Source organism: Pseudomonas sp. Yb2C2, assembly GCF_052112325.1.
Taxonomy (GTDB): domain Bacteria; phylum Pseudomonadota; class Gammaproteobacteria; order Pseudomonadales; family Pseudomonadaceae; genus Aquipseudomonas; species Aquipseudomonas marginalis.
In genome coordinates this window covers 1-25149 of sequence record NZ_JAVAJK010000039.1, presented here as the reverse complement: position 1 = coordinate 25149, position 25149 = coordinate 1, and the positions used below count along the sequence as shown (strand labels likewise).

Below are 25149 nucleotides of genomic sequence, written 5' to 3'. Positions count from 1 at the left end.
GACATAATTTTTTACGCATATTATGGTCGAAATATAAATAAATCCAGCCTCGGATAATCCCCATGTCGAACGCCCCGGCCCCATCGCGAAGCTTGTTGTTTTTACTGGTGGCCTTGACGGCGCTGGGTGAAGTCTCGACCCAATTGATCATTCCAGGCTTGGGTCTGATCGAGCACGCCCTGTTGGCGCCACCGGGTTCGGCGCTGATGGCACTGTCGGCGTTTGTCGCCGCCTTTGGCCTGGGGCAACTGCTGTTTGGCCCGCTGTCGGACCGCATCGGCCGCCGTCCGGTGCTGATCGGCGGGCTGTTGCTGTATGTGCTGGCGACCTTGTCGATGCTGCTGGTCAATGACATCCAGCAATTTATCGCCACTCGCGTCGTGCAAGGCCTCGGCGCCTGCGCTGCGCTGGTACTGGCGCGTACCGTGGTGCGTGACGTGTGGAAGGCCGAGGCGGGGCCGGCGCTGGCGCTGACCATGATCGGCATGCTGTACGCCATCGTCGTCGCACCGATGGTCGGCGGCCTGCTGATCAAGCTGCTGGGCTGGCGTGCGCCGATCCTGCTGGCACTGGTGATTGGCAGTGGGGTGCTGCTGCTGGCGCTGCTGTTCTTTCGCGAGAGCAACCACTTCCTCGACCCCAAGGCCGGCCACTGGCGCACCCTCGGCGGGCAATACCTGGACCTGCTCAAGGGCCGCCAGTACCGCGCGTTCGCCGTGGCGCTGGCGTGTACCTATGGCGCCATGTTCGCGGTGATCGCCGGTTCCTCGGCGGTGTATATCAATCTGTTGGGCTTGAGCAGCCTGGAGTACGGCATCAATTTTGGCCTGATCGTGTCGATGCTGATCATCGGTTCCACCTACACCCGACGCAACATCCAGCGCCTGGGGCCGCAACGGATTGTGGCGATGGGCGTGACGCTGGTAGCCATGGGCGGGATTGCCGCACTGGTGATTTATGCGCTGTTTGGCCTGTCGGTGCTGGGCCTGGATATTCCCATTGCGCTGGCGACCCTCGGCGGCGGCCTGGTATTGCCCGGGTCTGTGACCGGAGGGGTCATGCCCAACGCTCACCGTGCCGGTTTGGCGGCCGGCTTGATGGGCTTTGCGCAGATGTTCGGCGCGACCTGCAGCGGCCTGTTACTGAGCCATCTGCGTGACGGCAGTGCAACACCGATGATCGTGATCCAGGCGTGTTTTGCCGTGACGGCTTTCGTGGCCTTCCATCTGTTGCGTGAGCGCCGTACCGCAGAGGTCGCGGCGGCTTGAGCTGTCACACTTTGTCCAAGTTATTCGGGGCTGGATGATTACGATTCTCTTTTGAGTCTAATCCGAAGGTCTTCGCCCATGCTGCCTGCTTTTCGTTTCTCGCCCCTGGCCCTGCTGGTTGCCGCCAGTCTTCATGCCCACGCCGATGAGCCTGTTGCACTGGAACTCAATGATGTAGTGGTGACTGCATCCGGTTTTGCGCAAAGTGCGGAAGACGCACCGGCCTCGGTCACCGTGATCGATGGCGAGGCGCTGCGTCGCAAGTCCTACCGCGACCTCGGCGACGCGGTTAAAGATGTGGAAGGCGTGACCGTCAACGGCGGTGCGAATGAAACCGACATCTCCATCCGGGGCATGCCGGCCGACTACACCCTGATCATGGTCGACGGCAAGCGCCAGAGTGCGCGGGAATCGCGGGTCAACGGCAACAGTGGCTACGAACAGAGCTTTGTGCCACCCGCCGCGGCCATCGAGCGGATTGAAGTGGTGCGCGGGCCGATGTCGTCACTGTACGGCTCGGATGCCATCGGCGGGGTGATCAACGTGATTACGCGCAAGGTCTCACCGACCTGGGGCGGCTCCATCGGGTATGACTACTCGGCGCGTCAGCACAGCGACCAGGGTAATGCACGCCAGACCCAGTTCTACCTCAGTGGTCCGCTCAAGGAAGATTTCCTCGGTTTGCAGGTGTGGGGCCGCTACCTGGATCGCCAGGCCGATGACGACATCGAGCAGACCAATGGCTTCAGCAAGGCTGACCACCGCGACCTCACCGCGCGCCTGGCCTTCACCCCCACTATCGACCACGACATCCTGCTGGAAGCCGGCGCCACGCGCTTGAAGAATGGCGACGGCATGAGCGCCAACTGGGCCACCCGCGAACAGGAAAACAACCGCGATCACTGGTCGCTGTCCCACCAGGGCCGCTGGGGCTGGGCCACCTCGGACATTGCCTTGTCCCAGGAAACCTCCAGCCGTGAAGGCAAGGCGACACCGGCGCAGACTGACATCTACGGGCGCAAACCCGAGATCAAGAACAGCGTGTTTGACGCCAAGCTGGTGGTGCCCACCGCCCATAACGTCAGCACCGTGGGCGTGCAATGGAATAAAAGCGAGCTCACCGACTGGAACCAGGGCCTCGGTGACCGCGTCGACTATAAATTCTCGGTGGTGCAAAAAGCCCTGTTCGCGGAAAACGAGTGGTCGATGACCGACAGCTTCGCCCTGACCACCGGCCTGCGCCTGGATGAGCACGAAGAGTACGGCGCCCACCTCAGCCCGCGGGTCTACGGGGTGTGGCGCGCCACCGAGCAGTGGACGTTCAAGGGCGGTGTTGCACGTGGCTTTAAGGCCCCCGAGCTGCGTGCGGTCGTCGAGGATTACGCCTACCTGCGCCGCAACCGCTTCGTGATGTTCGGCAACCCGGACCTCAAGCCCGAGACCAGCACCAACTATGAAGTCTCGGCGCTGTGGAGCAACCGCGACAACCTGTCCGGCGGCGTGACGCTGTTCTACAACGACTTCCAGGACAAGCTTTCCACCGTCACCACCGACCGGCGCTGGAACGGCTACACCATCATGGAGCGGGTCAACGTCGACAAGGCGATCATCCAGGGCGTTGAGCTCAACGGCCAATGGGACATCAACCCCAGCGTGCTGCTCAAAGCCAACTACACCTACACTGACTCCGAGCAGAAAAGCGGCGCCAACAAAGGCGCGCCCCTGGCCCTCACCCCTGAGCAAAAAGCCAATGTGCGTACCGAGTGGACCATTAACGATCGCACCCAGGCCTGGGCTTCGCTGAGCTACTACGGCGAGGAAACCGGCAACACCATCACCACCGACGAACCGGCGCCGGGCTACACCACCGCCGACCTGGGCGGCTCCTATGACGTGAGCGATTCGTTGACCCTCAACGCCTCCCTGAACAACCTCACCGACAAGCGCCTGGACGATGAAACCTATGGCACGGTGAACTACGGCCGCACCCTGTGGATGGGCGCCACGCTCAACTTCTAGAGCGCGGTGGGCAATCGCACCACCGCGCACAGGCCGGCCGGTGGGCGATTCTCCAAGACCAGTTCACCGCCATGGGCCTGGATGCACGACCGTGCAATCGCCAGGCCCAGCCCCACGCCGCCGTCACTGACACCCCGTTGTACGAAGGGCTCGAAGACTTTGCTCAACCACGCCTCGGGTAGACCTTGGCCGTGGTCGAGAATCTCGATGCGCAGCCAGCCGTTGTCCTCGCGAACCAGGCTCAGGTCGGCATCGCCGGCATGGCGCAGGGCGTTGTCAATCAGGTTGGTCAGTGCACGTTTGAGCGCCAGCGGGCGGCAGGTCAGCAGCAAGGGCGGTGCGCCGGCCCAGGTGACGGGCTGCTGAAGGCGTTGGTAACGCTTGGCCAGGTCATCCAGCAGGTCGTTCAATGAAGTCGTAGCGGTAGGTTCCTGCACCGTGTCATCGCGCACGAAATTCAGGGTTTCACGCACCATGGCACTCAATTCCGCGAGGCTTTCGAGCATGTCATCGCGGGCTGCGCCGGGCTCCAGCAATTCCACTTGCAGGCGCAGTTCGGTGATCGGCGTATTCAAGTCATGGCTGACCGCTGCGAGCATCCGCGTGCGGCCTTCGACATGCCGTGCGAGGTTGGCCTGCATGGTGTTGAAGGCGGCAGTGAGGTCGCGGGCTTCCTGTGGGCCGGTTTCCGGCAGCGGGGCGATCCATTCACCGCGGCTGACGCGCTCGGTGGCCTTGGCCAGGGTCTTGATCGGGCGCACCACGCGGGCAATGAAAAACATCACGATCAGCAGCACCGGCAGGGTCGTCACCGGCAGGCTGTAGGCCAGGACGCGACCCCATTCATAGGCGCCGGCGGGGTATTGCACGGCATTCAGGTAGGTACCGTTGGGCAGCGGCACGCTGCTGCGCAGGCGCAACGGCGCCCAGCCGGCGGGGCTGAACACATGGGTGCGGGCGTCGGCGCCGCTGATGCGTTCCAACTGCATGCCGATGGCGGCGGCGTTATCCAGCTGTAATTGGCGGCGCAGCTCGTTGGCCAGGCGCTGTTCTTCCGGGCGTTGCGCAAACGGCGCCACCTCCGGCGTGGGGCCGATCCAGAAGCGCGTGTCGTCGGTGCTCATGCCGGCCAGCAGGTGCGCGGTTTCACTCGAGGTCAGGTCGATTGCCGTGTGATGGGCAATCCCCAGGCGTTCCAGGCTGAAACTGCGCGACAGCGGGTGGATCAGGCTGCCGGTGCGCTGCAGGAACAACATCGCAATGGCGTTCGACGCCAGCAGTGCCAGCAGCAACAACAGGCTCAACTGCCGTGCCAGGGTCCGCGGCCACAGCCGGTTCAGGGCGTGCATTCGCTGACCTCGGCGGCCAATAGATAACCGCCGCCCCAGATGGTGCGTAACAGTTCCGGGGTGGCATCGCCCTGGGCCAGCTTGCGGCGCAGGCGGCTGACTTGCCGGTCGATGGCGCGGTCGCTGACATCGCTGTCGGCGGCGGCGGTGAGGTCGATCAAGCGTTCGCGGGGCAACAGGGTGTTGGGGTGGGCGAGGAACACTTGCAACAGCCGGCTTTCGGCAGTGCTGAGCTGGATGGCCGGGCTGCCGTCGCGGCGCAAGGTGGCGCTGGTCACACTGAATTGCCAGCCGGCAAAATCATAGGCCCGTGCGCCAGTGCCGGGCGCGGTGGGGCCGGTCGCGCGGCCCTGACGGCGCAGCACGCTGTTGATACGCGCCACCAGCTCCCGGGGCTCGAACGGCTTGGTGACGTAATCGTCGGCACCCAGGTCCAGGCCGCGTATGCGGTCGGCGGCAGTGTCGCGGGCGGTCAGCAGGATCACCGGGGTGTTGCTGCGCCGATGCAACTGGTTGCACAACTCAAAGCCATCGCCATCCGGCAGCAGCACGTCGAGCACCACCACATCGAACGCCTGGGTCTTGAGCAATTGCCACATGCCGGCCGCGTCTTCAGCGGTGCGCACCTCAAAGGTGTAACGTCGCAGGTACGTGGCCAAGGGTTCACGAATCTTGCGGTGGTCATCCACCACCAGTACGCGCGGTGCGGCAGGCGCAGGGGCAAACGGCATTGCAGCCCTCGAGGGTTGAGCGGGAGAGGGCGGATATTACTACGAGTCATTATCATTAACGCTGTTTTTGTGAGGCTGCAGTCGTAGATCGTCCTGCCGGTAGGACGATCAAGGTTATTTTTACCGTCTAGCGCCGAATTGCTGCGAGTTTTAAGGTGTATGCACTTTGGAGGACTACCATGAAAAAACTCATCGGCATCTACACCAGCCCTCGCGCCCATTGGGTCGGCGACGGCTTTCCCGTGCGTACGCTGTTTTCCTACGACTCGATGGGCAAGCACATCAGTCCATTCCTGCTCCTGGACCACGCCGGGCCGGCCGATTTCAACCCGACAGACCAGCGTCGCGGCGTCGGCCAGCACCCCCATCGCGGTTTTGAAACCGTGACCATCGTCTACGATGGCGAAGTCGAACACCGCGATTCCACCGGCGCCGGCGGCAAAATCGGCCCGGGCGATGTGCAATGGATGACCGCCGCCAAGGGCATCCTCCACGAGGAGTTCCACTCCGCCGCCTTCGCCCGCAGCGGCGGTGCGTTGGAGATGGTGCAACTGTGGGTCAACCTGCCCGCCAAGGACAAAATGGCCGACGCGGGCTACCAGACCATCGTCGACGGCGATATCCCCGTGCTGCCCCTGGCCAACGACGCCGGCCACCTGCGCCTGATCGCCGGTGAATTCGCCGGCACCCAGGGACCGGCGCGCACCTTCACGCCGATCGATGTGTGGGACCTGCGCCTCAACGCCGGCAAGCCCGTCACCCTCGACCTGCACGCCGGGCGCAACACTGCCCTGGTGATCCTGCGCGGCACGGTGCTGGTCAATGGCGAAGACGTCGCACGCCAAGGCCAACTGGCGTTGTTCGAACGCGATGGCCGCCAACTCATCCTGGAGGCCAACGACGACGCCAAGGTCCTGCTGCTCAGCGGCGAACCGATTGACGAGCCTATCGTTGGGCATGGACCGTTTGTGATGAATACCGAGCAGGAGATTCACCAGGCGTTTGCGGATTTCCAATCGGGTCGTTTCGGGCGGATGCAGGATTAAGGTCGGCCACAAGGCCAATGTGGGAGGGGCGGTGCGACGATTCGACTTGCCCCCGATGGCGGTGGATCAGGTACAGATGTTCAACCTGACACTCTGCTATCGGAGGCAAGCCTCCTCCCACTTTTTTTCGCTATACCCTGGAACGGCATTTCATGCGATCTTCCCGTCATTCGCCCTGGAGTCGCCTGGATGCCCTAATCTTTAAAGATTAGGCGACTTCAGTTAAATCGATCGACTGAAAAAGCTGATAGCGAAAAGCTTGCTTGTTGACCAATGGCCATATTAGCCAAGGCATCCCCAATAGCCGGCGCAAATTTAAATCCGTGTCCTGAGCACGCAGAAGCGAAATAGGTTGACTCAAGTGTTTTAGATTTTCCTATCAAAAAAGATTCATCGCGACTCATTGTATAGAAACAGTTTTTTGCTTGTGTCGGGATGCCTTCAAGTTTAGGGAATATGGACTCTATGATTGGGGGGATTTCCGTTATATATCTATGTTGTACGGGAACATTTTCCCAGTCGGGGAGCGAGGGACTTTGCTGCCTATTGTGAAAGCCGATTTTTACGCCGGGTTCATTACTAATTATTGAGGGAACTCCGTAGAGAAGTCCGCCATCCTGCCTCTCGTAAAGAAAAATGGGAAATTGTTCTTGAGAAAACGGAGTTTCGCAGCCTGCTTTTGGTTTGAACCAATAAATTGGTAATCGACGTGGCTCTAGGAACCTAGTGAGCTCCGGCATAAGGTTGGTAGTGATCCACGGTCCTGTTGTGACTATTACCGAGCCAGCAAAATAAATACATCCACTTTTGGTCGTTACACGCACGCCAGTGCCATCTTTTTCGAGTTTTACGACATTGTTGCCGAATTCAGTGAAAGCGCCATGTAGAACGGCATCGTTCAGCATTGCCAGTCTCGCCTCGCTGGCCGAAATTGCATATGCACCAGGCTCGTAAACAACTACCATCTCATCCTGTATGTTGAATGCTGGCAAATGCTTTCTAGCATCTGAAGCGATCCATACCTCATGCTCAATTTTTCCCTTTTTCGCGGTTTCAATGCTTCCGGACACTATACGGCTGGATTTATCTCCGATGAAAACTCCTCCCGTGCGAAAAAGCAGGTGTCTTTGAGTCACGTGCTCCAGTTCTTTCCACAGCAAATCAGCGTGATTAAGTAGTTGAAGATATTTTTCGCCCTCCCAGTACGCCCGGCGAAATATTCTCGACGCTCCATGGGAGGACCCGTGGCAATGGTTGGGGCCGGATGCGTCGATTCCTAATGATCTGGTACATTTTGATGCGACTCTCCACAAAGCAGCGGCCCCCATAATTCCAAGGCCGATAACGATAACATCATAGCTTCTGTTCATTTGTGAGGCCTGTTTTTAGAATTTTGGGTGCTTGTTGTTTTGTAAGTTATGAGGGCGATTAAAATCGCTCATTGTTATAAATGGTTATTCTAGTGGTGCGTCTGATGTTTTTTGAGTGTGTGTGAGTATTGAAACTAAAATAAGCGTGGCGGGCAGTATGAATTGTAGGAGGCCAGTTAGGGATAGCGGTATTTTTCCTGTTGAGTAAGATAGCATTAATAAAGGAACTATGGATACTCCGCCCGCGAGCCAGATTAGCTTGTTTGAGTGGGTGAAAAACTCGCTGGGATACATAACTGGAAGGCTGAATGCTAGAGTAGCTATTGTTAGGCATGCAGTTAAGAATATGGTTTCTACAAGCAGTCCGCTTACCATGTCTAAGGGGGTGAGTTTTTTGATGTAGGTGTAAAGCCCCCATGTTGTGGAAATTATAATGTAAGTCAAATGGTTTAGGTTGTTGGAGAATATGATTAGCGCGATTATAAGGCTGAATGCGATTAGTGCGGAGAGGGCTTTTTTAAAAGTGATTGATTCGTGGTAAAGTGTTATCCCTAAGGCAATAGAAAAGAAAGGAGCTAACAGATAGCCAAGGCCACTTTCTAAAAAAAGCCCGTGAATGGAGGCCCAGATGAAAGCTCCCCAATTTACTGCGATGAGTAACGAAGCAATGCAATGTAGAAGAACTAATTTTATAGTGAGTTTTTTTATGTTTCTTTTTTTACGAAACAAACCGACGAAAAGAGTGAGGATGGCAGCGGATAGTGTGATTCGATAGGCGATCAATGTTGTGGGTGAAATATCGCTGAGTCCTCTCCAGTAAAGGGATGAGATCCCCAGAAGAAAGTTTGCCAGTCCACATAAAAATATGGAAAGCGCGTGCGTTGATCTAGATGTTTTATATGCGTTCATGATCGGTTATTTCTGGTGATGAGAAAATTCGATAATTTCATATGACCAGTAAATATCGCCATTTTTACCGGTGGAGTATGTGGCTAAATCCAAAGCCTCCCACTTTTTAAACTCTAATTTTAAGTGTTCCTCTAGTGCTTTCCAGTGCGTTGAATAATGAATAAGTGGGAGCGTATGTCGCTCAATTAACTTATAGGTTAATGGAGGGGTGTTGCTATATTTTTGGTTGTACCTTTCCAAAATGTCGCGTATTCCTACCAGCGAGTTTAACCCGACAATTGCTACCCCTGTGGGGTTAAGATATTTTGGTAACTCATCAAGAAAGCGGCTTATAACCTCATCACCGTAGAACATACTACGTATGGGCAACTGGCCTGTCCGACCTAGGGTTTCCAGTCGCTGAATCAGTGATCGAGAGGGTGTTCGCCAACCAGGAGGATTAAAAACGATAGTTTGGAATCGTTGTTCCGAAAGACCATCAAATAAATCACTCACAAAAAAGGAAATGGTCGGTTGTTTGAAGTTGAGATGTTCGTTGATTTTTGCCTGTGCAATGGATTTTTCGCAGATATCTGTAGCTGTAATATCATTGCCACCGAGCTTGCGCATCAATAGCGCAAGGACTCCACTTCCTGTGCCAATATCCAAAAAGCTGCTATTGAGATTTTTTGGATTTAATGATTGTACTAGGTGATTTCCTAGTTTTATGCCTGCACGGCTCACTTTAAATACGTCAGGAGCCTGAGTCAGGCTCACGCTTTGCCCTAAGCCAAAATAAGTTTTATAGGGCTCATCAAGACATTTCTTACAGTTATTTTCAACGTGAAAATTACCTGCCGAGCCATGATCAATTAATCCCAGCATACCTAAGGTCTCCGTCCAAGTTCTCTTGAGCGTGCACAGGCGTATTTCAGCCCGTCCATAATGATTGCTTGTACCTTTTTCTCCTTGAAAAAGCTTATTGCTTTTTCTGTTGTTCCATTTGGCGTCATGACGTTTTCACAAATTTTTGCTGGCGACTCTTTATACGACTCCAGAAGCGCTGAGGATCCTCGCAGAGTTTGCGCAACCATGGAATAAGCGTCAGGTTTGTCGAAACCTGCCATCAAAGCGTACTCAATAAGAGCTTGTGCAAAGTAAGCAACGTAGGCGGGACCTCCGCCTACCAACGCTGTTGCATCGTCTATGAGCTTTTCCTCTTCCACGATGAGAAAACTACCGAGTTTCGAGAATAGTTCGTTAACGACTCGCTTGTTTTTCTGCGTGGTTCGAGGTGCGTACATTAATACACTCATGCCTTCGTTGACGGCGCAAGGAAGATTTGGAATGGCTCGGCAGACTTGGGAGGTTTTTAGATGGCCTACGAGATCAGATAGATTGATTCCTGCCATGACTGAAACTGTTATTCCGGCATGATGCTTAATCTGCGAATTGATTTTTGCGAATTTTATAAATGCTTGGGGTGGGATGGCCAGAATCATGATTTTCGAAGCTGAATGCTCTGGTAAGCTGTTTATTACATGGATGCCCGCATCTTCCATTTCTTTGTCGTGGGCATGATCAAGGTCAATAGCTGCTATCGATATGTTTGGAGATGATTGTATTAAACCAGTAGCGATTGCATACCCCATATGGCCCGCCCCAATAATTGAAATGTCTTTTGCGATGGTCATAATTAATTTCCTGTTGGCTTTCGCTTGCAGCCTCGTACTAAATTTGGTTATTTTCAAAGCAATCACGTCCCAAAGACATGTAGTACATTTCTTGTGGTGTTGGGTCATGAGCGTGTTTAGATTGAGTGGTTTGAATTGTTCGTGATGCTTGTAATGTGTTTAGACGCTTCTTCAGAATTATCTGAAGGAAGTTGTATATGCTTATACCCCTCAGTTAAAGCTCTCCTGTCTGTGTGGTTTTCGAATCACTGTGCCATTGCCCGAATATTTTTTCTGCGCTATACCCGCAACCTCTATTTCATGCGATCTTCCCGTCATTCGCCCTGGAGTCGCCTGGATGCCCTCATTTATCGCTGATCACCCGATGTTGTGCGCCGTGGCGCTGATCTTTATCGACATCGCCGTGTGGCGCCTGATCTCTGCCGACCTGGCCAATTGGAAGCTGGCTGCGCGGTTGGCGATTTTTGCCGTGTTCAGTGCCGTGCTGTTCAACGACGGCATGAACCCCATGCAACTTGCGCCCTATGCCGACAGTACCGCCTTGCACCTGGCCGCCACGGCCTTGCAGATCGGCTGGTGGCTGTTTGCGGCGCGCACGCTGACGGTGTTGCTGGGCGCGGTGATGATGCAGCGGGTGGGTCACACCGGGCGATTGTTGCAGGACCTGATGGGCGCGGTGATTTTCCTCATCGCGATCATCGCCGCCATGGCCTACGTGCTCGACCTGCCGGTCAAGGGAGTGCTGGCCACCTCCGGTGCGGTGGCGATCATCGTCGGCCTGGCGTTGCAAAGTACCCTGAGCGATGTGTTTTCCGGGATCGTGCTCAACACCACCAAGCCTTATCAGATCGACGACTGGATCTCCATCGACGGTACCGAAGGGCGGGTCACCGACATCGACTGGCGCGCCACGCGCCTGCAAACCTCCCAGGGCAGCCTGGCGGTGATTCCCAACTCCCTGGCGGCCAAGGCCAAGATCATCAACTTTTCGCGCCCGGCGGATATGTTCGGCCTGGCGGTCAGCCTGCAGGTCAGCCCCCATGCGCGCCCGCAAACCGTGATCGAGGCGCTGGAGCGTGCGATGCAGGGGTGTCGGCCACTGTTGGCCAAGCCTGCGCCGAGCGTGGCGTTCAAGACCTCTGCCAGTGGCGGCGTGGAGTATGAAATCAGCGGCTTCGTGCCAGCCATGGCCCTCAAGCGCGAGGTGCGCAACCAGCTCTATGACCTGGCGTTCCGGCACCTGCAAGCGGCGGGCGTGGCTGTGCTGTCCGCCACCGAAAGCAGCGCGCCGCCGGCCATGTCCGCCGCGCGGGCGTTGCTGGAGCGTTCATCGATTTTCTCCACCCTGCGCCAGGAAGAGAAAGACACCTTCAGCCAGAACATGACCCTGCACACCTACCGCGCCGGCGAGATGATCCTGCCGGCGGGGGAGGTCAGTGATCATTTGTTTATCGTCGAGTCCGGCGTGGTCTCGGTGATGTTGACCAAGGGCGGCCATGTATTCGAAGCCGGGCGCATGGGGCCGGGAGAAGTGATTGGCGAGGCCGGGATCCTGTCCGACCAGGCCGTGCTGGCGGACTTTTCCGCCAAGACGTTCTGCACGCTGTACCGCATCGAGAACGAATACCTGAAACCGTGCCTGGACGCGCGCCGCGACATTAGCGAGGCGATGAAGGCACTCTTGGAATTCCGCCTGCATGCCGCCCAGGTCCTGACCCAGGACGCGCCGGTGGTGCCGGTGAAGAAGGGCTTTTTGCAGTGGCTGCGCAAGCGCGGTCTGTGAGAGGCGAGGGCCTGGAAGTCCTGTACTCGAGGTCGAATGATCGCCAATGTGGGTTTTCTTGACTGTCTCTGACCACGTGAGGGCTCGACCTTGATTCGACTCACCGACTACATCGCCAACCTTGCTCAATCCCCCCTGGCCCCGTGGGCCGGCCTGGCGCCCTGGGCCCTGGTCGCCCAGGCGCCGGCCGTTGTTCGCCAGATGCTCGCCGAACTGCCGGTCGACGAGTACAGCGTGAAGGACGAAGTCGCCATCCACCGTACCGCCATCGTCGAACCCGGTGCCTTGCTCAAGCCGCCCCTGATCATCGGCGCCCATTGCTTTATCGCCAGCGGCTCGCTGCTGCGCGGTGGTTGCTGGGTGGATGAGCACTGCATCATCGGCCCCGGCGCCGAACTGAAAACCACCTTCATGTTCAGTGGCAGCAAGCTGGCCCACTTCAACTTTGTCGGTGATTCAGTGCTGGGCCATGGGGTCAACCTCGAGGCGGGAAGTATCGTCGCCAACTACCGCAACGAGCGGGACGACAAGGAAGTGCTGGTGCGGGTCGACGGGGTATTGCAGCGCTGCGGTTGCGACAAGTTTGGCGCGTTGCTGGGGGATCAATGCCGGGTTGGCGCTAATGCGGTATTGGCGCCGGGGGCGGTTCTGGCACCTGCCAGCGTCGTGGGACGCGGACAGGTGTTTGATGCAGAGAACGGCTAGAAGTCGGCGATAAATTGCACGCCGCCGACCACTGCGCCCGTGGTTTGCGTAAGCCCGCCGGGGTATTTCACGTATTGCAGGTTAGGCCGCACCATCAGCCATTTCGTCGCCTGCACGCCATAGTTGATCTCGTAGCTGTACTCGCGGCGCTGCTCGGGCACGTACAGCGGGTCATCGATGTCGGTCACGCCATTGGCGCCGTTGAGCATCTGCGTATTGCGGGTATAGCGGTCGCTGACCTGCAACTTCGATGCGCCGAGGCCGAAGGTGTCGTCCGGGCGTGAATCGAAGGGGCCACGGTAGATCAGGCCGACCTGGATCAGGTGCTTGATCACGCTTTTGTCCGGGTCATTCACCGTCAGGTTCGCGAACACGTTGAGCCCGCGCCTGGCGTTGCCGTCGACCGTGGTTAATTGCTGCTGGCCCGACAGCCACCAGCCGCTGTTGCTGGAATACATCCGGTAGGGCTTTCGTGAGCTGGCGGCGTAGTTGCCGTCGGCGTCCTTGAGCATGTCCTTGGTGTCGGCGTTGGCGTAGTAGTAACCGGCGTGGTACTCGGAATTCAGCCCGGCGAGCTGGCCTTTCCAGATGGCCTCGATGGGGAAGCTGGTGCCCTGGGAACCGCTGATAAACGGCTTGAAACCATTGCTGGCTTCGGCGTTGCCGGGGTTCTTGTCGTAGGCGCCGACCTGCATGGCGAACTCATCGGTGAACTGGTACTTGGCCCGCACCGCCCACTGGCTGATCGGAAAGCTGTTCCACACGCCGTTCCAGTTGCCCTCCTGGGAACCGCACAGGGTGACGTTCTGGAACTCGCAGGGGAACTGGTCGAAGTCTTCGCCATGGCCGAAGCGCCCCAGTTTCAGGGCAAACTTGCGCTCGAAGAACTTCTGCTCGTACCAGAACTGCGAGAGCCGCCAGGCATTGCCGCCGCCGAAGACTTCCATGGTGGAGGTCAGGCCGGTGGCGTTGGGCTGGTGCACGCGGTCGTTGGTGATGTCCTTGCCATGGCGCTCACCGATGCCGATGCGAAAGGTCGCATCCTGCCAACCGAGGAGTTTTTGCAGGTCCATGTTGACGCCCAGGATCAACTGGTCGCTCCAGCGCGCGGTGGTGTGCGAGTTGTAGCCGCCGCTGAGGTTGGCACCGACTTCGCCGACATACTTGAGGGTGAAGTCGTAGCCTTGTTCGGCCAGTTGCGGGCGCAGGCCGTTCCAATCGCCGAGCATGGCCGGGGAGTTGGGGTCGAGCAGGCCCGCACTGAAGGCACAGGTGGACATGGCGCTGCAGAGCAGGGCCAGGGGGAGGGTGGTGCGCATGGAAGTACTCCTGGAATTGTTGTTTTTATTAGGTACAACACAAACTTCAGGCACACAGAGATCCCTTGTGGGAGAGGGCTTGCCCCGATGGCGGTGTATCAGTCACTAATGTACCGACTGACACTGCGCTATCGGGGTAAGCCCCCTCCCACAGTGGAAGTGTGGTGTTTGTTAGGGCGCGGGGTTACTGCAGGTTTACGTAGAGGCCGCCATCGACGAGCAACGACGCACCGGTCACATAGCGCGCCATGTCCGAGGCGAGGAACACGATCGGCCCGGCCACATCGTCCGGCTCGCCCAGGCGGCCCAGGGGCGTGCGCGAGGTCATGTAGGCGAGTTTTTCTTCGTCGGCCAGGTCTTCCTTGTTGATGTCGGTGGCGATGGTGCCCGGCAGCACCGAGTTGCAGCGGATCCCATACGGGCCCAAGGCAATCGCGCAGGATTGCATCAACGAATGCAGGCCGGCCTTGGTCGGCGTGTAGTGGGTTTGCATGCCGCCGCCCACCAGCGCACTGATGGAACTGACGGCGATGATCGCGCCGCCACGGCCCTGGTTTTTCATCTGGTTGGCCGCCGCCTGCACGGCGAAGTAGGCGCCGTTGAGGTTGGTGTTGACGGTTTTCAGGTAGACCTCGCGGGGCATGTCGAGGAACGAGTGGAAGGGGCAGATGCCGGCATTGTTGACGAACACGTCGACGCTGCCGAAGGCCTGCACTGCGCCGGCCACCAGCGTGTCGCCGGTGTCCGGGTTGGCCGCATCGCCGCCCACTTCGATGGCGTGGCCGCCAAAGGCCTTGATCTCTTCGATCAATGAATGCGCAGCCTCGGTGCCTTGGCCGCTGCCGCTGTGGCCGATCACCACGCGGGCACCCTGGCGGGCACACTCACGGGCGGCGGCGCGGCCGATGCCACGGGAGGCGCCGGTGATGATCACGGTTTTGTCTGCAAGCAACATAAAAATACTCCTAGAAAATCAAGCGGCGTCAGCCGAGGTAATTGCCGTAGCCGACCATGGCGATAGCGCCGAGGATCACCGCAATGCCCGCCACCAGCACGCCCTTGTTGGCCGCGCTGGTGCCGTGCCATTCGCGGAAATACAGGCCCCAGCAGTTGGACACGATGATGATGAATGACATGTGCAGCACCCAGGAACTGGCGTCGTTCTGCAGGCGGCTTTCGCCCATGCCGTAGAAAAAGAACTGCAGGAACCACAGCGTGCCGGCAATGGCCACCAACAGGTAGTTGCCCAGCAGCGGGGTGCTGCGGTCGGTGTAGTTATGGAAGGTGCGGTTGCGCCAGTTCAGCCACAGGCACCAGATGCCGTTGGTGGTCAGGCCGCCCCACATGATCACCATGAAGGTCACGTTGTTCTGGAACAGGCTGTTGGCGCCATGTTCCACCGCTGCCGCCGCCAGTGGGCGACCGGCGGAAATGCCGTAGCTGAAACAGGCACTCAGCACGCCGGAAATCACCGCCACCAGCATGCCCTTGCCCAGGGCGAATTCGCTGACGCTGGCGAACTTCACCGCTGCGGACACTTCCCGTTCCTTGATCAGCCCGGCCTTGCCGCACACCGCGATGCCGATCAGCGATACCGCCACGCCCCAGAGCACCCAATGCCCGCCTTGTGAGGCCAGCATCGAGGTCAGGGTACCTTCGGTGTCCTGGGTGAACAGGTCGCGGTACAGCGCCGGCATCAAGGCGCCGAGGGCCGAGGTGAGGCCCATGATCAGCGACATGCCCAAGGACAGGCCCAGGTAACGCATGGTCAGGCCGAAGGTCAGGCCGCCGATGCCCCACAACACACCGAACAGGTAGGTCCAGAGCAGGGTGCCGGTGTCGGCATTGCGCAGGATTTCCACCCAGCCTGGCACCGTCAGTTGGGCGGCGATCAGCGGCACGATCAGCCAGGACACCAGGCCGCCGGTGATCCAGTAGCTTTCCCAGGCCCAGCCGCGCACCTTCTTGTAGGGGATGTAGAAACTGCCGGAAGCGAAGCCGCCGATAAAGTGCAGAATCACACCGAGGAGAATGATTTCCACGTGGTCGAATCCTTTTTATTGTTGTTGTGGGTCGGTTAATTCAAGGGCGGCTCAGCTGGAACATCGGCAGCAGGTCGACACTGACCGGCGAGCCGTCTCCATGGCTGGGCATGATGTCCTGCATATGGCGCCACCAGCGTTGCATCAGTGCGGTGCGGGGCAGTTCATCCAGGCCGTGGGCGTCTTCGTGGGTGAGCACGGCGAACAGCGCATTGGCCGGCTCATCGAGGAAAATCCGGTAATCCACCACGCCCGCGTCGAGCAGGGCTTGGGCCAGTTCCGGCCAGATCTCGTCGTGACGCCGGCGATATTCATCGGCCTGGCCCGGATTGAGGTGCATGCGAAAAGCGCGGGTCTGCATCACAGCGCTCCATGGGGGGGCGTAGGCGAGTAGATACGCACGGCGTTATGCAGGAAAAACTTGGCCTGCACGGTTTCAGGTTTGTCGGCCATGCAGCATTTGACGAGCCCCAGGGTGGTGGCGAAATCCGCCAGGTGATCGCTGTTGGGCCAGTCGCTGCCGAAGAAGCAGCGCTCTTCGCCAAAGGCCTCCCACAGCACGGCCAGGCGGTCGTGGTAGAACGCAGTGTCGGTGATCAAGCCCAGCGCCCCGACCTGGGGAATTTCCGCCAGCTTGGCGAACACATTCGGGCGCTCGGCCAAGCGCAGCAGGTCGGCGTGGTACGCCGCCTCCTCACCCAGGGGTACCTGGGCGTTGGGCAGGTGGTCGACGATGATGCGCAGCTGCGGCAATGCCTCGCTCAGCTGCAGCAGGCCCTTGAGCAGGCGCGGGTTCGGGTTGGCGCTGTCCAGGCTGCGGCCGGTGGCGGCGAGTTGGCGCAGGCCGTCGATAAACCCCGGGCGGGTCTGGTCGTGCAGCAGGTCGCGGTCCCACAGGTTGCCGTAGCGCAGGCCGAGGAACAGCGGCTCATCCGCCACGGCCTCGAGGTCGGTGGCGAAGTCGGCGTGCAGCGGGTCCAGGTTGCCGACAAAACCGAGCATGCGCGGCTCGCGGCGTAGGGTGTGCAGCAGCCAGCGGTTGTCGTCGCGCCACGGGCTGGCTTCCACGGCAATTGCGCCGATCACATTGTGTGGGCCGGCCAGGGCCCAGTAGTCGGCAGGTAAATGGGCGGCGTACAGCCGATTGCCCGGCTCGGGCCACGGGATGCCCTGAGGGCGACGTGGGTCGAACAGGTGCAGGTGGCTGTCGATGATGGGGCCGCTATAAGGCGTCAGGGGCATCGCGCAATCCTTGTGGGATTTTGTCAGGAAAGGCCCGCACGCTACCGCGCGCCGACCCGTTTCACCACCTCAGCTCTGCAGGTACACCGCATGGGTATGGGTGTACTCGTAGAGGCCGTGCTTACCGTCGGCGCCGCCGATCCCGGATTTGCGCACGCCGGCATGGAAGCCTTGCATGGCTTCGAAGTTTTCGCGGTTGACGTAGGTTTCGCCGAAGTCGATCTCGCGCACCGCGTGCATGGCCTTGCCGAGGTCGCGGGTGTAGATCGACGAGGTCAGGCCGTAGTCGCAGTCATTGGCCAGGGCGATGGCTTCGTCGAGGTCGTCGACAATCTGGATCGGCAGCACCGGGCCGAAGATCTCTTCGCGCATGATCTCCATATCGGCCCGGCACCCGGCCAATACCGTCGGCTGGAAGTGAAAGCCGGCACCCAGGTCGGCGATCTGCCCGCCGCTGACCAACGTGGCGCCCTGGCTCAGGGCGGTGCGCACTTTGCGGTTGACGCTGTCCAGGCCCTGGCGATTGATCAACGGACCCATTTCCGCATCGGCCATGGCCAGCGGATCGCCGTAGCGGGTCGCGGACATGGCCGCGCTGATACGCTCGATGAATGGGTCGGCAACCTTGCGCTCCACGTACACGCGCTCGGCGCAGTTGCACACCTGGCCGGTGTTGATGATGCGCGAATCACGGATGGCTTTGACCGCCAGGTCCAGGTCGGCATCTGCCAGCACGATGGCCGGCGCCTTGCCGCCCAGCTCCAGGTTGAGCTTGGTGATGTTCGGCGCGGCGGCGGCCATGATGCGTGAACCGGTGGCGACGCTGCCGGTGAAGCTGATCATGTCCACGCCCTTGTGGGCAGTCAGAGCACCGCCGACCTGGCCATCGCCGCACACCACATTGAACACGCCGGCGGGCAAGTCGGTCTGGGCCACCAGTTTGGCGAATTCAAAGCAGTTGTTCGGGGTTTCTTCGCTGGGCTTGATCACGATGGTGTTGCCGGTGAGCAGCGCCGGGGCCAGCTTGCGGGCGATCAGGAAGAACGGGAAGTTCCACGGCAGGATCCCGGCCACCACGCCCAACGGTTTGCGGAACAGGAAGATGTTTTCGTTGGGGCGGTCGCTGGTGATGATCTCGCCTTCGATGCGCCGCGCCCATTCGGCCATGTAGTCGAGGTAGTCGGCGGTGAAGTTCACTTCGACCTCGGCCAGGCCGCTGACCTTGCCTTGCTCCAGGGTAATGGTGCGGGCCAGGTGGGCGACGTTTTCCCGCAGCTTGGCGGCGATGCGGCGCAGGTGCCCGGCGCGTTCGATCGCGGGTTTGCGCGCCCAGTCTTTTTGCGCACTGCGGGCCGCGGCGAGGGCCTGGTCGACGTCGTCGGCGGTGGACGCCGGGACCTTGGACAACAAGACCCCGGTCGCCGGGTTGAGCACATCGATGTGCGCCTGGCTTGGGGTAAAGCGGCCGTTGATAAAGTTCTGGTACACGGGAACGGATGACATGGGCAGCTCCTCAGTAAGTGCGCGATGGCGCGTTCGTTTCAGCCGCAGGGCGGTAGCGGGCCAGGGTGGCCAGGGCGCTCTGGCGCAGCAGGCTGATGTCGATGGCCACCGCGATAAAGCGGCAACCCCAGGCCTGGTAGCGGCGTGCGTCGTCTTCGTTGGGCGCCAGGATGCCGCTGGCCTTGCCGGCGGCGAGGGTGGCCTCCACCGCATGCTTGATGCGCTCCTGCACTTCGGGGTGGCCGGGGTTGCCGGCGTGGCCGAGTCCGATGGACAGGTCGGCGGGGCCGATAAACACCGCATCCACGCCTTCCACGGCAGCAATCGCCGCGACGTTTTCCACGCCCAGGCGCGACTCCACTTGCACGATCAGGCACAGCTCTTCATGGGCGGTATTGAGGTAGTTGGCCACGCCATCCCAACGGGTGGCGCGGGTCAGGCCCCCACCGACGCCGCGAATGCCATGGGGCGGATAGCGCATGGCACGCACCAGGGCCTGGGCCTGTTCGGCGGTTTCCACCATGGGGATCATCAGGGTCTGGGCGCCGACGTCGAGCAGTTGCTTGATCAGGCTGGCGTCACTGTTGACCGCACGCACCACCGGTGCGGTGGCGTACGGGGCCACGGTCTGCAATTGGTTGAGCACGCTGGGCACGGTATTGGGCGCGTGTTCGCCGTCGATCAGCATCCAGTCGTAGCCGAGGCCGGCGACGATCTCGGCGGCGTAGCCGGTGGCAAAACCGGCCCAGATGCCATATTGGGTGGCGTCCTTGGCCAGGGCGGCCTTGAAACCATTACGGGGCATATTCATGGCGTTTTCCTCAGCGATTGTACGGACGGTGCAACTGGCAATCCGGGTTCAGGTCTACGCCGAAACCGGGCTTGTCGAGCACCGACAAGCGCATGCGGCCATTCACCGGGACCGGCTCGCCGAGCAGTTGCGGGTGGAACATCGGCACCACTTCATCGGCCTTGGGTGCCATCATCAGAAATTCGGCGAACGGGCTGTTATGGCGGGTGGCAACAAAGTGGTAGCTGTACACCGACGAGCCGTGGGGCACGACCATTGCGTTGTGGGCATCGGCCAGGGCGGAGATTTTCACCAGCTCGGTGAGGCCGCCGCACCAACCGACATCCGGCTGGATAATGTCGCAGCAGCCCATTTCCAGGAGCATGCGGAAGCCCCAGCGCGTGGCTTCATGTTCGCCGGTGGTCACCAACATGCCTTTTGGCACGTTGTTGCGCAGGGCGGCGTAGCCCCAGTAGTCGTCGGGAGACAGCGCTTCCTCGATCCACTTGAGCCCGTGTTCATGGGCGCCTATCGCCAGTTTGGTGGCGTAGTTCACATCCAGGCTCATCCAGCAATCGAGCATCAACCAGAACTCCGGGCCGACCCGTTCGCGCATGGTCGCCAGGGCTTCGAGGTTTTTGCGCAGGCCTTCTTCGCCTTCGCTGGGCCCGTGGTGCAGGGGCATCTTGCCGCCGATAAAACCCATCTTCTGCGCCAGGTCCGGGCGCGCGCCGGTGGCGTAGAACTGCAACTCGTCACGCACCGCGCCGCCGAGCAACTGGTGCACCGGCTCCTGGCGGATCTTGCCGAGCAGGTCCCACAGCGCGAGGTCAACCCCGGAAATGGTGTTGATCACCAAACCCTTGCGACCGTAGTAGAGGGTTGACTGGTACATCTGGTCCCAGATCTTCTCGAGGTCCGTGACACGTGCGCCTTCGATAAAGCGTGCCAGGTGTTTTTCGACGATATACGCCGCCGGTTCGCCGCCGGTAGTCACCGCAAAACCGACGGTGCCGTCGCTGGCTTCGATTTCCACCACCAGGGTGCCGAGCACGTTGATGCCGAAGCTGCGGCGGCTCTGGCGATACTCCGGGTATTTGCTCATGGGCGTGCAGATATGGTCGTCAATCCAATGGCCGTCGCCCTGGTCGTGGTAATCGGCGCCGCCGCCTCGCAGGACAAAGGCGCGCACGTGTTTGATGGTGAGATGACCCATGGTATGACTCCTGGAATTAAACAGTGGCCGGCGTGTTCGACGCGGTGCGGCCGGGTGAATGGATGCCCAGTACCAGCAATGCAGCGAGTACCGTGGTGGCGGACAGCAAGTACAAACCGGCCGCCGGGGAATCGAAGGCGCCTTCGGCCCACTGCTTGATCACAGGGGCGATAAAGCCGCCGAGGGCACCGAAGGAATTGATCAACGCAATGCCGGCTGCGGCGGCGCTGCCGGCCAGGTAGCTGGAGGGGAAGGTCCAGAACACCGGCTGCACCGCGATAAAACCCGAGGCGGCAAAGCACAGCGCGAGCATGCCCAGCAGTGGGTTGGCGAAGGTCACCGAGCAGGCGATGCCGGCGGCCGCCATCAATAACGCCAGGCAGGCGGTGCGGCGGCGTTCGCCGGTGCGGTCGGAATAACCGGGGATCCACCAGGCAGCGAACAGCGCGCAGACCCAGGGAACCGCCGAAACCAGCCCGACCATCAAGCCGACCTTGGTGCCGAGCAGGCCGCCCACCTGGGTGGGCAGGTAAAACACCACGCCATACACACTGGCCTGGATCAGCAGGTACACCAGGCACAGGTACAGCACCGAGGGTTGGCACAACACGGTCAGCAGGCTGCGGCCATGGGAGGTTTTGTGTTGGTCTTCCAGGTCGAGCAGGCTCTGGATTTGCTGGCGCTCGTCCACGCTCAGCCACTTGGCGTCGGCGGGGCGATTGTCCAGGTACCAGTAGGCCCAGATGCCTACCGCGCTGGCCATCAAACCTTCCACGGCGAACAGCCACTGCCAGCCGTGAATCCCACCGAAGCCATCCATCTCCAAGAGCAAACCGGACAATGGGCTGCCGAAGATAAAGGCCAGGGGCGCGCCAAAGTAAAAGAAGCCCATGGCCTTGCCGCGCACGGCCTGGGGGAACCAGTAGGTGAGGTACAGGATCACGCCGGGGAAGAACCCGGCTTCGGCCACGCCCAGCAGGAAGCGCAGTACGTAGAAGCTGGTTTCGTCATGGGCGAACACCATCGCCGCCGAAATCAGGCCCCAACTGACCATGATCCGGCACATCCACAGACGGGCGCCGACACGGTGCAGGATCAGGTTGCTCGGCACTTCCAGCAGCGCGTAGCCGACGAAAAACACACCAGCGCCAAAGGCAAAGGCGGCATCGCTCAAACCGGTGTCGGCCTGGAAGGCTTGCTTGGCGAACCCGACGTTGGCGCGGTCGAGAAACGCCATGATGTACATCAACAGCAGGAAGGGCAGCAGCCGCCAGGAAATCTTGGCGAGCAGGTGCGCGGGCAGGGTTTTCATGAGGAGGTCCGTTGTTTTGTTCTTATGGACCGGACTGTACGGCGGCCGAGCAATGCGCTACAAATCGAATCTCGCTTACAACCGATAACCTCAGGGTATCGATAATAAGGAAAAAAATGCGTAGTTCCACGATCTCCCCCAGCCTGTTCAACCGCCTGCGCTACAAGCACTTGCATATGCTGGTGGCGCTGAGTTCCAGCCAGAACCTGCACCGCGCCTCCCAGGCCCTGAACATGTCGCAACCGGCGGCCACGCGCATGCTGCGCGAGATCGAGGACATGTTCGGCTGTGACCTGTTCGAGCGCCTGCCACGGGGGATGCGTCCTACGGCACTCGGCCAGCAACTGATCAATTTTGCCGAATCGGCACTGAGCGGTCTCGACCGTTGCGCCGAAGACCTGATGGCGCGCCAGCAGGGCGGGTATGGCTACTTGTCTATCGGCACCATCATGGGCGCCGCGCCGGACCTGGTGATGGACTGCATTGCGCAGATCAAGGCGCTCAACCCGCAACTGCGTATCCGCATCATGGGCGACACCAGCGACCAGGTGATCCAACTGCTGGAGCAGGGGCGCATCGACCTGGCCATCTCCCGGCGCAACGCCGCCACCGACAGCGAGCACTACAGCTTCGAACCCCTGGGCAACGAGCGTCTGCTGGTGGTGGTGCACGCCGGCCACCCATTGGTCCGACGCGGCCTGCTATCCCTGGCAGAGCTGGTGCGCGACTGGCCGTGGATCCTGCAACCGCAAACCAGCCCGGCGCGTATCGGTTTCGACCAGGCCCTGCAAGACCTGGCGCTGCCAAGCCCGGCGGATATCATCGAATGCAGCTCGGTGTACTCCATGCAGCAGTTGATCCAACTGACCGACGCGGTGATGGTGCTGTCGGAAAGTGCCTTGCGTGATTATCTGAAAATGGGCCTGGTGGTCGCGCTGCCGGTGGCCCTGGACGTGCGGCTGGCGCCGTTTGGCATCTTGTTGCGCAAGGGCGAGGGGGTGAGCCGCGAATTGGGCTTGTTTATTGACCTGCTGCGGCAGAAGGCGGCGATGCTGTAAACGCGAAGTTGAAAAGATCATGGTGTCCCGGCACGATATTAAATAGAATGAATCTCATTTGAGACTCAATCGCGCCGTGCAGGTTGTTGCCATGAATGATGCTGTTGTCCCCACGCACGCTCCTGAACTGACGCTATCGAGCTTGTACCGTGACCATCGCAGTTGGCTGGAAAGCTGGCTGCGGCGGCGCCTGGGCAATGCCTGGGATGCGGCCGACCTGAGCCAGGATACGTTCCTGCGGGTGCTTGCCAGTGCGCAGCCGATTGCGCAGATGCAGGAACCCCGGGCGTACCTGGTGACAGTGGGCAAGCGCCTGCTGGTGAATTTCCATCAGCGCCGCAGCCTCGAACAGGCGTATCTGAATGCCCTGGCTACCTTGCCCGACACCTGTGTGCCGTCGCCCGAACAGCGCTGGCTGGTGCTGGAAACCCTGCAAGCCCTGGATGAATTGCTCGACGGCTTGCCCGTGCTGGTGCGCCGTGCGTTTCTATGGAGCCAGCTGGAAGGCCTGGGTTACCGCGAGATTGCCGAGCGCCTTGACGTGTCCGAACGTACGGTGAAGCGCTACATGGCCCAGGCCTACGAGCATTGCCTGCTGGTGGAGCTGTGAGCCGCGACGTCGCGCGCGCCGCCGCCCAGTGGCTGGCGCTGCTCGAATCCGGCGCGGCCACCGAGCGCGATCACGCCGCCTTGCAGCACTGGCGCGACAGCCATCCCCAGCATGAACAGACCTGGCAAAGAGCCCAAACCCTGCGCCAGCGTTTCAGCGATTTGCCCCAGGCGCTCGCCATGGCCAGCCTCGACCGCCCGCAACCGGGGCGACGTGCCGTGCTCAAGCGCGCCCTGGGGGTGGCGGCGCTGGTGCCGGCGGCCTGGCTGATCAGCCGCCAGTTGCCCATCGAAGCCTGGCGTGCCGATTTGCACACCGCTACCGGCGAACGCAAACGCCTGCCGTTGGCCGAAGGGGGCAGCCTGCAACTCAATACCGCTACAGCCGTAGACGTGGACCTGGCACAACGGCGCATCACCCTGGTCGACGGTGAGCTGGCGCTGAACGTTCCGGGTAAGGCGGCGATGACGGTGCAAACCCGCTACGGCCAATTGCTCGTCAGCCAGGCCGAGGTGTGCGTGCGGCAACTGCCTTCCGGCTGCCTGGTGTCGGTGCTCAAGGGCGCGGTGCAGGTGCGTGATTTGCGCGCAAACCTGGCGACATTGCAGGGGGGCCAGCAAGCGCCGTTGAAAGCCGCCGGGCTTGGCGCCTCAGTGCCCTTCGATGTGCTGCAATTAGGCTGGCGCGACGGCGTGTTGACCGCACAGAACCAGTTGCTGGGGGATTTTCTGCGCGAGCTGGAACGCTATCGTCCGGGCGTATTGCGTTGGGATCCCAGCCTGGAAACGCTGCGGGTGACCGGCAGTTTTCGCCTGGATGACACCGACCGCATCCTCAGCCTGCTGGCCTCGACCCTGGGGTTGGAGATGCAATCTCGGACCCGTTATTGGGTGAGCCTGCGCAAGGCGGCATGATGCGGGTTTGTGGCCAGCCTGCTTGCTGTGGTGAGCGGGCTTGCCCCGCGCTGGGCTGCGAAGCAGCCCCAATCAGGCTCCCTGTGTTCTGTCAGGTAAACCGCAGCGCCTGGTTTTGGGTCTGCTTCGCAGCCCAACGCGGGGCAAGCCCGCTAGCCACAGGTTAGGAGTAGTCCTCAGATCACGTGGGGCGTGGAGGTGCAATCTCGAAGGGGTTATCGGGTGAGCCTGCGCAAGCTTATTGTGGTGAGCGGGCTTGCCCCGCGCTGGGCTGCGAAGCAGCCCCAATC

23 protein-coding genes are annotated in these 25149 nt (G+C 60.3%); 8 read left to right on the top strand and 15 right to left on the bottom strand.

Annotated features, from left to right (window positions below; all coding sequences use genetic code 11):
- Positions 1 to 62: 62 nt before the first annotated feature.
- Complete coding sequence (locus Q8X51_RS30900) at positions 63 to 1268, top strand: multidrug effflux MFS transporter (RefSeq protein WP_407694876.1); 1206 nt, start codon at positions 63 to 65, stop codon at positions 1266 to 1268.
- A 78-nt stretch (positions 1269 to 1346) separates the two neighbouring features.
- The gene (locus tag Q8X51_RS30895; RefSeq protein WP_065927779.1) at positions 1347 to 3287 is read left to right on the top strand and encodes a TonB-dependent receptor domain-containing protein; all 1941 of its coding nucleotides are present in this window, start codon (positions 1347 to 1349) and stop codon (positions 3285 to 3287) included.
- On the opposite strand, the gene Q8X51_RS30890 is transcribed toward Q8X51_RS30895, so the two are convergent.
- The gene (locus Q8X51_RS30890; RefSeq protein ID WP_065947524.1) at positions 3284 to 4603 is read right to left on the bottom strand and encodes an ATP-binding protein; all 1320 of its coding nucleotides are present in this window, start codon (positions 4601 to 4603) and stop codon (positions 3284 to 3286) included. The two genes, Q8X51_RS30895 and Q8X51_RS30890, sit on opposite strands and share 4 nt — an antisense overlap.
- Positions 4604 to 4623: 20 nt before the next feature.
- Positions 4624 to 5367, bottom strand: coding sequence for a response regulator (locus Q8X51_RS30885; protein ID WP_407694875.1), 744 nt, complete (start codon positions 5365 to 5367; stop codon positions 4624 to 4626).
- A gap of 179 nt (positions 5368 to 5546) precedes the next feature.
- Here Q8X51_RS30885 and Q8X51_RS30880 point away from each other — a divergent pair, with 179 nt between their 5' ends.
- Complete coding sequence (locus Q8X51_RS30880; protein WP_407694874.1) at positions 5547 to 6413, top strand: pirin family protein; 867 nt, start codon at positions 5547 to 5549, stop codon at positions 6411 to 6413.
- 218 nt (positions 6414 to 6631) lie between these two features.
- Here Q8X51_RS30880 and solA read toward each other — a convergent pair whose 3' ends face one another.
- The 4 genes from solA to proC all read right to left on the bottom strand — a co-directional run bounded on the left by solA (position 6632) and on the right by proC (position 10365).
- A complete protein-coding gene (gene solA / locus Q8X51_RS30875) occupies positions 6632 to 7783 on the bottom strand; it encodes an N-methyl-L-tryptophan oxidase (RefSeq protein WP_407694873.1) in 1152 nt (383 codons plus the stop codon).
- Positions 7784 to 7867: 84 nt separating this feature from the next.
- Complete coding sequence (locus Q8X51_RS30870; RefSeq protein WP_315871890.1) at positions 7868 to 8692, bottom strand: EamA family transporter; 825 nt, start codon at positions 8690 to 8692, stop codon at positions 7868 to 7870.
- Positions 8693 to 8698: 6 nt separating this feature from the next.
- A complete protein-coding gene (locus Q8X51_RS30865; protein WP_315871891.1) occupies positions 8699 to 9556 on the bottom strand; it encodes a methyltransferase in 858 nt (285 codons plus the stop codon).
- A 2-nt stretch (positions 9557 to 9558) separates the two neighbouring features.
- Complete coding sequence (gene proC, locus Q8X51_RS30860) at positions 9559 to 10365, bottom strand: pyrroline-5-carboxylate reductase (protein ID WP_407694872.1); 807 nt, start codon at positions 10363 to 10365, stop codon at positions 9559 to 9561.
- A 337-nt stretch (positions 10366 to 10702) separates the two neighbouring features.
- On the opposite strand from proC, the gene Q8X51_RS30855 reads away from it, so the two are divergent.
- Positions 10703 to 12148, top strand: coding sequence for a mechanosensitive ion channel domain-containing protein (locus Q8X51_RS30855; RefSeq protein WP_065927776.1), 1446 nt, complete (start codon positions 10703 to 10705; stop codon positions 12146 to 12148).
- Between the two features lie 90 nt (positions 12149 to 12238).
- A complete protein-coding gene (locus tag Q8X51_RS30850) occupies positions 12239 to 12853 on the top strand; it encodes an LpxA family transferase (RefSeq protein WP_407694871.1) in 615 nt (204 codons plus the stop codon).
- Here Q8X51_RS30850 and Q8X51_RS30845 read toward each other — a convergent pair.
- The 9 genes from Q8X51_RS30845 to Q8X51_RS30805 all read right to left on the bottom strand — a co-directional run bounded on the left by Q8X51_RS30845 (position 12850) and on the right by Q8X51_RS30805 (position 22277).
- Positions 12850 to 14172: a carbohydrate porin gene (locus Q8X51_RS30845; protein ID WP_315871895.1), complete on the bottom strand. Its 1323-nt coding sequence runs from the start codon at positions 14170 to 14172 to the stop codon at positions 12850 to 12852. The two genes, Q8X51_RS30850 and Q8X51_RS30845, sit on opposite strands and share 4 nt — an antisense overlap.
- A 184-nt stretch (positions 14173 to 14356) precedes the next feature.
- Positions 14357 to 15127 (bottom strand): SDR family NAD(P)-dependent oxidoreductase, encoded by a 771-nt coding sequence (locus Q8X51_RS30840; RefSeq protein ID WP_315871896.1) that lies wholly within the window; start codon positions 15125 to 15127, stop codon positions 14357 to 14359.
- A 28-nt stretch (positions 15128 to 15155) separates the two neighbouring features.
- Complete coding sequence (gene rhaT, locus Q8X51_RS30835) at positions 15156 to 16214, bottom strand: L-rhamnose/proton symporter RhaT (protein WP_090404933.1); 1059 nt, start codon at positions 16212 to 16214, stop codon at positions 15156 to 15158.
- A 40-nt stretch (positions 16215 to 16254) separates the two neighbouring features.
- The gene (rhaM, locus tag Q8X51_RS30830; protein WP_175539084.1) at positions 16255 to 16575 is read right to left on the bottom strand and encodes an L-rhamnose mutarotase; all 321 of its coding nucleotides are present in this window, start codon (positions 16573 to 16575) and stop codon (positions 16255 to 16257) included.
- On the bottom strand, positions 16575 to 17456 hold the full coding sequence (locus tag Q8X51_RS30825; protein WP_407694870.1) for an amidohydrolase family protein: 882 nt from the start codon (positions 17454 to 17456) through the stop codon (positions 16575 to 16577). Before Q8X51_RS30825 ends, rhaM begins: the two co-directional genes overlap by 1 nt.
- A 69-nt stretch (positions 17457 to 17525) precedes the next feature.
- Positions 17526 to 18959, bottom strand: coding sequence for an aldehyde dehydrogenase (gene aldA / locus Q8X51_RS30820; protein ID WP_315871898.1), 1434 nt, complete (start codon positions 18957 to 18959; stop codon positions 17526 to 17528).
- Between the two features lie 10 nt (positions 18960 to 18969).
- Complete coding sequence (locus Q8X51_RS30815; RefSeq protein ID WP_092489220.1) at positions 18970 to 19770, bottom strand: aldolase/citrate lyase family protein; 801 nt, start codon at positions 19768 to 19770, stop codon at positions 18970 to 18972.
- Between the two features lie 10 nt (positions 19771 to 19780).
- Complete coding sequence (gene rhmD, locus Q8X51_RS30810) at positions 19781 to 20965, bottom strand: L-rhamnonate dehydratase (RefSeq protein ID WP_092489219.1); 1185 nt, start codon at positions 20963 to 20965, stop codon at positions 19781 to 19783.
- A gap of 16 nt (positions 20966 to 20981) precedes the next feature.
- The gene (locus Q8X51_RS30805) at positions 20982 to 22277 is read right to left on the bottom strand and encodes an MFS transporter (RefSeq protein WP_407694869.1); all 1296 of its coding nucleotides are present in this window, start codon (positions 22275 to 22277) and stop codon (positions 20982 to 20984) included.
- A 116-nt stretch (positions 22278 to 22393) separates the two neighbouring features.
- On the opposite strand from Q8X51_RS30805, the gene Q8X51_RS30800 reads away from it, so the two are divergent.
- The 3 genes from Q8X51_RS30800 (at position 22394) to Q8X51_RS30790 (ending at position 24859) form a co-directional block, all read left to right on the top strand.
- Positions 22394 to 23335, top strand: a complete 942-nt coding sequence (locus Q8X51_RS30800) for a LysR family transcriptional regulator (RefSeq protein WP_092489217.1) — start codon at positions 22394 to 22396, stop codon at positions 23333 to 23335.
- 91 nt (positions 23336 to 23426) lie between these two features.
- On the top strand, positions 23427 to 23945 hold the full coding sequence (locus tag Q8X51_RS30795; RefSeq protein WP_027607930.1) for a sigma-70 family RNA polymerase sigma factor: 519 nt from the start codon (positions 23427 to 23429) through the stop codon (positions 23943 to 23945).
- Positions 23942 to 24859, top strand: a complete 918-nt coding sequence (locus Q8X51_RS30790; RefSeq protein ID WP_065927774.1) for a FecR domain-containing protein — start codon at positions 23942 to 23944, stop codon at positions 24857 to 24859. The genes Q8X51_RS30795 and Q8X51_RS30790 overlap by 4 nt, the downstream gene beginning before the upstream one ends.
- The last annotated feature ends 290 nt before the right edge of the window (positions 24860 to 25149 follow it).

Coding starts and splice junctions, on each gene's coding strand:
- Q8X51_RS30900 (WP_407694876.1), top strand. CDS start 63: ATGTCGAACGCCCCGGCCCCATCGCGAAGCTTGTTGTTTTTACTGGTG.
- Q8X51_RS30895 (WP_065927779.1), top strand. CDS start 1,347: ATGCTGCCTGCTTTTCGTTTCTCGCCCCTGGCCCTGCTGGTTGCCGCC.
- Q8X51_RS30885 (WP_407694875.1), bottom strand. CDS start 5,367: ATGCCGTTTGCCCCTGCGCCTGCCGCACCGCGCGTACTGGTGGTGGAT.
- Q8X51_RS30880 (WP_407694874.1), top strand. CDS start 5,547: ATGAAAAAACTCATCGGCATCTACACCAGCCCTCGCGCCCATTGGGTC.
- solA (WP_407694873.1), bottom strand. CDS start 7,783: ATGAACAGAAGCTATGATGTTATCGTTATCGGCCTTGGAATTATGGGG.
- Q8X51_RS30870 (WP_315871890.1), bottom strand. CDS start 8,692: ATGAACGCATATAAAACATCTAGATCAACGCACGCGCTTTCCATATTT.
- Q8X51_RS30865 (WP_315871891.1), bottom strand. CDS start 9,556: ATGCTGGGATTAATTGATCATGGCTCGGCAGGTAATTTTCACGTTGAA.
- proC (WP_407694872.1), bottom strand. CDS start 10,365: ATGACCATCGCAAAAGACATTTCAATTATTGGGGCGGGCCATATGGGG.
- Q8X51_RS30855 (WP_065927776.1), top strand. CDS start 10,703: ATGCCCTCATTTATCGCTGATCACCCGATGTTGTGCGCCGTGGCGCTG.
- Q8X51_RS30845 (WP_315871895.1), bottom strand. CDS start 14,172: ATGCGCACCACCCTCCCCCTGGCCCTGCTCTGCAGCGCCATGTCCACC.
- Q8X51_RS30840 (WP_315871896.1), bottom strand. CDS start 15,127: ATGTTGCTTGCAGACAAAACCGTGATCATCACCGGCGCCTCCCGTGGC.
- rhaM (WP_175539084.1), bottom strand. CDS start 16,575: ATGCAGACCCGCGCTTTTCGCATGCACCTCAATCCGGGCCAGGCCGAT.
- Q8X51_RS30825 (WP_407694870.1), bottom strand. CDS start 17,456: ATGCCCCTGACGCCTTATAGCGGCCCCATCATCGACAGCCACCTGCAC.
- aldA (WP_315871898.1), bottom strand. CDS start 18,959: ATGTCATCCGTTCCCGTGTACCAGAACTTTATCAACGGCCGCTTTACC.
- Q8X51_RS30815 (WP_092489220.1), bottom strand. CDS start 19,770: ATGAATATGCCCCGTAATGGTTTCAAGGCCGCCCTGGCCAAGGACGCC.
- rhmD (WP_092489219.1), bottom strand. CDS start 20,965: ATGGGTCATCTCACCATCAAACACGTGCGCGCCTTTGTCCTGCGAGGC.
- Q8X51_RS30805 (WP_407694869.1), bottom strand. CDS start 22,277: ATGAAAACCCTGCCCGCGCACCTGCTCGCCAAGATTTCCTGGCGGCTG.
- Q8X51_RS30800 (WP_092489217.1), top strand. CDS start 22,394: ATGCGTAGTTCCACGATCTCCCCCAGCCTGTTCAACCGCCTGCGCTAC.
- Q8X51_RS30795 (WP_027607930.1), top strand. CDS start 23,427: ATGAATGATGCTGTTGTCCCCACGCACGCTCCTGAACTGACGCTATCG.